3 protein-coding genes and 1 pseudogene are annotated in these 4246 nt (G+C 39.8%); 2 read left to right on the top strand and 2 right to left on the bottom strand.

All coding sequences use genetic code 11. The features are described from left to right. Both HMPREF0106_RS27285 and HMPREF0106_RS0125310 read left to right on the top strand, forming a co-directional pair. Positions 1–171, top strand: a pseudogene (locus HMPREF0106_RS27285) (group II intron reverse transcriptase/maturase); the annotation flags it as partial. Beyond that, positions 155–1252, top strand: a complete 1098-nt coding sequence (locus HMPREF0106_RS0125310) for a hypothetical protein (RefSeq protein WP_032851673.1) — start codon at positions 155–157, stop codon at positions 1250–1252. The pseudogene HMPREF0106_RS27285 and the gene HMPREF0106_RS0125310, both read left to right, overlap by 17 nt. 263 nt (positions 1253–1515) lie before the next feature. Here the strand turns inward: HMPREF0106_RS0125310 and HMPREF0106_RS00560 are convergent, their stop codons facing one another. Both HMPREF0106_RS00560 and tssD read right to left on the bottom strand, forming a co-directional pair. After that, positions 1516–3381 carry a P-loop NTPase fold protein gene (locus tag HMPREF0106_RS00560; protein WP_009041258.1) on the bottom strand — a complete coding sequence of 622 codons (1866 nt, stop codon included), beginning with the start codon at positions 3379–3381 and terminating at the stop codon, positions 1516–1518. Between the two features lie 222 nt (positions 3382–3603). Beyond that, positions 3604–3993, bottom strand: a complete 390-nt coding sequence (gene tssD, locus HMPREF0106_RS00555) for a type VI secretion system tube protein TssD (protein ID WP_004308665.1) — start codon at positions 3991–3993, stop codon at positions 3604–3606. Positions 3994–4246 lie beyond the last annotated feature (253 nt).

The raw sequence follows: 4246 nt of genomic DNA on the forward strand, positions 1-4246 counted from the left end.
CTTTACCTATGGGAAAAGCAAGGTCGGAAATGTCCGATATGTGGTGAACCGATTGACACGCATAAGGCATGGAATGTAATGCCGACCGTACAAGACGGACGGAAATGCAATCTGTTGGTTCATGATGAATGTTTCAAATTATCCCGTAAAAACAATGGAAACAAGAAGTAGGATGAGCCGGTCTCTGCACACGAACAGAGACTTTGAAAAGCTTGAGCCGTATGAGGGGAAACCCTCACGTACGGTTCTGAGGGGGGAAGAGGGCAGTAATGCCCTTGACCTACCCGATCGACCTGCTGACATGGAGCAACGCAATGGCAGAGCAGTACGCAAAGGCAACACCGTAAAGCTGTGGGGTGGCAATGTGGTGGATATCGTAATTTATGGTACGGAAAAGACCCTCGACGCCTACAAGTTTAATCTGCTGAAAAACAAGCAGATGTTTATCAATCAAATTAACAACGGCACAATCGCCGTGCGCCGTATTGACGAGGGAGGCATGGATGAGGACAGCGGTATGAACTTCGCCGAGTTCGTGGCTATTCTGTCAGGCAATAACGACTTGCTGAACAAGACGAAGCTCGACAACAAGATTATGCAGCTTGAAAAGGAACAGGCTATTTTCAAGAAAGAACGCATCCGTGCCGAACGTAAAATAGCTGCCTGTCAGGAAGAAGTCGAAAAGGCAAAGCGTACTGAGGCCGATTTCAAGAGGGATTTGGAATACATCAACTCGTATAATGGGGCAAAGGCAACCCTGCTTTTAAACTTGCCGCAAGCCAGTACCGAGGAGGTTGGTCGGGAGTTGCACCGTATAGCCAGGACCTACCGCAACGGAGCGTATGGCACAGTTGGCACGTATGCAGGACTGAACTTGTTGGTGCATAGCGAGTATAATATGGACGGTACGTTTGACCGCAATACATTCTTTGTAGAGGGTATAAGTGGATTGAAATACCGATGCGGCCTAAGCGGTGTGCTGCCGCTTGGTTTTGTAGAGTCGGCGCAATATCCGCATGGAGCATTAAGCAAATTGCCCTCTCTTATCGAGAAGCAACAAAAGGCGGTAGAGCGGATAGAAAGCGAAATTCCTACATTGCAGAAAATCGTTTGTCGCCAGTGGAGCAAGACTGATGAGCTGTCAAGGCTCAAACAGGAATGTAAGGAACTTCAGCACAGGATTGATGAAAGTCTGAAAGAGGCCGAACAACCACAGGCTGCCAAACACGAAACTATTGCCGAAGCTGCTTGACATAATCATAATTCAACCGTTCCCTCTGCATGGTCGCGATGACCGGGCAGAGGGATTTTTTTCGCTCCGGTCTGCCGACGGCTCTACTCTTTTATGGCATCCTTTCTCCCTTTATAACCTCCCGATTCCCCGCCGCCACCCGTTTCCCTTTATAGCCCTCATATCCTCTATTTTAGCCCAATAGGGAGAATGGCCTTTCATCACATATCCGTTTTTTTGCGATACGTCATTTTTAGCTTCTATATTGGTGACAATGTGTCACTTTAGCCTTCACACCTCCTAATTGCTTCAATTAAGGCATCTTTTAACTTTGTGAAGGTAATTTTATCCACTCCTTTTGATATACTGATTTCATTACTGACCAAATCTTTCAACTTGAGTAAACAAGGAATATCTGCCTTATATCTGTTTCCTACATCTTGTAAGTCATAGTCAAATTTATAATGATAAGCAAGAAAATTCGTAAAAGTATTTTTACTTTTATTGCTTAGTTTGCAGATAGCATCAAAGAGAGCATTGGCATCTTCAGATGCAAATATAGCACGAAGTTCGTATGTACAACTTTTATCTGGATAAGGCAATCTGTCTATGATTATAAGTTGTTCTACTGTTCCTTCAGTCAAATTACGCAGTGCTTTTTGCATTTGATCTGGCAACTCATTTTTCTTTGATTCTATCTTCTGCAAGAAATAGTCCACAATATCATCCGTTATTGGAGTCTTGGAATCTGTGGTTACATAATTACATCCACTAATAAAAAGCCCTTTTAGCTGATAAAGTTCCTCTAAACTGGTTTGACTATTAATTATTTCTGCTATTCTCACTTTTATTAAAGAGACATAAGCCTGTATAAAATAGAAAATGCCAATAGCGTGAAAATATGATAGATACGCAATACTATAACCAAGTTGATAAGCGTCTTTTATCTCTCTATCCAATATGGACTTTATAGTGTCCTGACAAATACTTTCAAGTTTTTGCTGCTCCATATCGAAAAAGCCGGATAGCATTTCCCAAGGTTTCAATTCTTTTTGCTTATCCCTTATCTCCGTAACAATAAATTCTACAAGTGGAGCACCTGTAATAATATAGTGTATAATAGCCGTAACATACTCCGGATTTAAGACATCATAAATTAGCTCCTTGTTTAAAGAGTGATATTTTTCCCTTAGATGCTGTATCCTTTGCTTATCCTCATTATTATCTTGGAGTAGAGAAATCCGACAATCTCTACTCCAATTACAAATTACCTCTTTGTTCTCACTATTATTATACTCTGCATACACAGCAATAAATGACCCAAGAATATTCTTAAGAAAGATATTATCCTTTTCAACCAGTTCGGGAGGAAGTTTGTTTAAGTGGCTTTTAAAATCATATAAGCATTGTCTCAAAACTCGTAAGTTATCGGATTTTGTACACATAAAACAGGTAATAATGAAATCACGCATTTCTTTCAAATAATCGGATACCGGTACTTCGCCAAGGAAGTATTCGATGGCTTCTTCTATGTCAGGTTGTATTTCAAATTCCCTGCCTATGGTCTTTTCCTTAAACTCATCCCATACAGCCTTGGGAAGTTCTTCAAGGTGGTTCTCATCTCCAATTACGACAACATGACAATTACAATGCTCTACAAAATAGTTGATAAAGCCTAACAATTCCTTCATCTCTATCAGGCACCTTTCGATGTCATCGAATATCAGAAACTTTACACCTTTTATACTGTCGTCTTTCACTTGTAGTAACGACAACGAATCCAGTGTTGCTGAAAATGAACCATCCTCTTTAGAGTCTTCATTAAAATCCATACTTGTCTTGAAGACTACCTTACCGGCTAATTTCAAAATTCCCTTTATGAAACGCCCCGTTTTCGAATAGAAGAAAGGATTTAATTCCCTATCTATAGCTGTCTTGATGTCATTCACGCTATCCATTCCATAGGTCGAAATATAAATGGGCTTTAGCGTAATTTCCCCGTCGGTATCTGCGGTCCCATCAAACCTCTTCTTCCATTCTTTTATAAGATGAGTTTTGCCACATCCCCATTTTCCTTTCAGCATCACGGCATACTGAGGATTGGTATTATCAGCATAGCTGTTTAAAAAATCAAGAATCAAAGTATTCATACCTTTGTTATTAACATAATTCTATTTTAACTCCATTGAAAAACAAAAATGTAGCAATAAGAACATTAAATATTGAAATAGTAAACGACGCTGCAAATCCATTATCACCACATCCACAATGAACAAAGTTAGTGATATTTCTTAATACAATAATATCCAAACAACTAAATTTCATGTTTCTTCTTTGAAAGATCCAATAAAGGCTTGCAGGAATCGTCAGTCTTACCATTGATTGCTTAAATATGCGTCTCCTATCATAATAATATCCGCAGAAAATGTGATGGTGGAGTACATTTGGCGTTTCCTGTCAACATTGTAAACCTCTTTGTAATATACGATATACGCATATTTGAACTCCACGACACGAAAGATTGAATTATCCTTAGTGTTGTAATAAATCACCTTGCCGCTTATCGCTTTGAAAGGACTGTTTACCATTGCTTCAAGAATAGTAGTTTCTCTGGTAGATTCAACGGTTATGGTAATACGTCCGCCAATAACATTTGTCACTGGCCTTCCTTTATTATCTGTCTTGCGGTTAAATTCAATATGTGATGAAATCACTTCTATATCCTTCCCTTGCAAGCACACGGTTGCCTTTAATTCTGCCATGCTGATCTTATTATCCTAAAATCCGCAACTATCATCCAATACACGATTAAGGGTAGATTTATGAGTCGTTAGTAGCAGCTTTCAGTAAAAAGCAACAGCACAACATCAATATGTAGCCACCATCCCCTTACCCCACGATGCGACTTGAGGTAATACGCAGATTCTAACCGGAAAGAAAGGATTCTTATCCGAATTCTGTTTTGAAAGGTCTTGCATAAGCCCGGTTTTCTGTATAGATATTCAGCACGTATTG

It is taken from the genome of Bacteroides sp. D22, assembly GCF_000163675.1.
Classification (GTDB): Bacteria; Bacteroidota; Bacteroidia; order Bacteroidales; family Bacteroidaceae; genus Bacteroides; species Bacteroides xylanisolvens.